2 protein-coding genes are annotated in these 1,700 nt (G+C 70.7%); both read left to right on the forward strand.

Features of this window, described 5'->3' with window-relative positions:
• The first annotated feature begins 122 nt into the window (after positions 1-122).
• A complete protein-coding gene (locus tag NBZ83_RS31970) occupies positions 123-1,277 on the forward strand; it encodes an acyl-CoA dehydrogenase family protein (RefSeq protein ID WP_261571317.1) in 1,155 nt (384 codons plus the stop codon).
• 17 nt (positions 1,278-1,294) lie between these two features.
• Positions 1,295-1,700: alpha/beta fold hydrolase (locus NBZ83_RS31975; RefSeq protein ID WP_261576491.1), on the forward strand; the 406-nt coding region annotated here is incomplete at its 3' end.

Raw genomic sequence — 1,700 nt, forward strand, 5'->3', positions numbered from 1 at the left:
GCCCACCACCCGTCCGACCGCCCAGCTGGCCAACCGGCCGGCGATCGTACGAATCGGGCGTCCTGGGCGGCTATTTGCCATGATGCGAGTCGAGCCGCATGGATCTGGACGGGAGCCGACCTGTGAAGCGCACCATCTTCGAGCCCGAGCACGAGGAGTTCCGCGAGCTGGTCCAGACCTTCATCACGAAGGAGTGCCTGCCGCACATCGATGAGTGGGAGCGCAACGGCATCGTCGACCGTGCGGCCTGGACCAAGGCGGGCGAGATGGGCCTGCTGGGCCTGCGGGTGCCCGAGGAGTTCGGCGGCGCCGGCATGACCGACCCGCGCTACGACGCGGTGATCACCGAGGAGCTCGCGCTTGCCGGTGTCAGCGGCCTCGCGTTGCAGCTACACAATGAGCTCCTCGCCCCGTACATGCTCGACCTGACCAACGACGAGCAGAAGGCCCGCTGGCTGCCGGGCTACGCCTCCGGGGAGATCATCACCGCGGTCGCGATGAGCGAGCCCGGCGCGGGCAGCGACCTGCGCGGCATGCGCACCACCGCGATCCGCGACGGCGACCACTTCGTCCTCAACGGCGCCAAGACGTTCATCAGCAACGGCCTGATCTCGGATCTGGTCGTCGTCGCGGTCAAGACGCAGCCGCAGGAGCAGCCGACCAAGCTCAGCCTCATCGCGGTCGAGCGCGGCACGCCGGGCTTCGAGCGCGGCCGCAAGCTCGACAAGGTCGGCGCCCACTCGCAGGACACCGCGGAGCTGTTCTTCTCCGACGCCCGCGTGCCGGCCGCCAACCTGCTCGGCGAGGAGTTCAGGGGGATGAACTACCTCATGCGCAACCTCGCCTCCGAGCGGCTGTCCATCGCGATCAGCAGCGTCGCGAGCGCCCGGCGGGCCCAGCAGCTCACCGCCGAGTACGTCCGCAGCCGCAAGGCGTTCGGCACCACCATCGGCAGCTTCCAGAACACCCGCTTCGTCCTTGCCGCTCTGCACGCCCGCACCCAGGCCGTGCAGAGTTTCGTGGACACCTGCCTGCGCGGCAAGCTCGACGGCGACCTGACCATCGAGGAGGCCGCCGCCGCGAAGCTGCTCGCCTCCGAGCTGGAGTTCGACGCCGTCGACGCCGGGGTCCAGCTCCACGGCGGCTACGGCTGGATGGAGGAGTACCCGATCGCCCGGATGTACCGCGACGTGCGGATCAGCCGGATTCTCGGCGGCAGCAGCGAGATCATGAAGGAGGTCATCGGCCGCTCGCTCGCGCTGGAGGGGTCCGCCTGAGAAGACGGCCGCCTCGCATGCGACTGACGACCGGGCAGGGACGGACCATCGCCGTGCACGATCTCGGCGGCGACGGCCCGGTCATCCTGCTCTGCCACGCCACCGGGTTCTGCGGGCGCGCCTACGAGCCGCTGGCCCGCGTGCTCACCATGTCGCGGCGGGTCTGGGCGATCGACCTGCGCGGGCACGGGGAGTCCCCCGCCCCGGACGACGGCGACGTCACCTGGGCGAGCATGGTCGACGACGTGCTCACCGCGGCGCGCGCGGTGGCCGCGGCCGTCCCGGCCGCGGATGGCTCCCCCGGTGCCGTGCACCTGGCCGGTCATTCCATGGGCGGTGCGATCGGCCTGCAGACCGAGGCGGACCATCCCGGGACGTTCGCCTCGGCCTACGTCTACGAACCGGTGATCGCCCCGCCCGACC

Origin of the sequence: Frankia gtarii (assembly GCF_025403375.1) — a bacterium.
GTDB classification, from domain to species: domain Bacteria; phylum Actinomycetota; class Actinomycetes; order Frankiales; family Frankiaceae; genus Frankia; species Frankia gtarii.